1 protein-coding gene is annotated in these 228 nt (G+C 69.7%); it reads left to right on the top strand.

Features of this window, described 5'->3' with window-relative positions; translation table 11 throughout:
• A partial coding sequence (locus tag AX750_RS20110) for a transposase zinc-binding domain-containing protein (protein WP_197432849.1) occupies positions 1-228 on the top strand: 228 nt, incomplete at both ends.

Here is a 228-nt window from a genome sequence, read left to right on the forward strand (position 1 = left end):
CAACTCCTGCCGCAACCGGCACTGCCCGCGCTGCCAGGGCGCAGCGGCGAAGGACCGGCTCGCCGACCGGCAGGCCGATCTTCTGCCCGTGGCCTATTACCATCTCGTCTTCACCCTGCCAGCGCCCCTCGCGGCCATCGCCTACCCGAACAAGGCCGAGGTCTATGGGCTGTTGTTCAGGGCCGCGGCCGAGACGCTCGCCACCATCGCGAGCGATCCCCGGCATCT

This window comes from Methylobacterium sp. CCH7-A2, assembly GCF_001557075.1.
Taxonomy (GTDB): Bacteria; Pseudomonadota; Alphaproteobacteria; order Rhizobiales; family Beijerinckiaceae; genus Allobosea; species Allobosea massiliensis.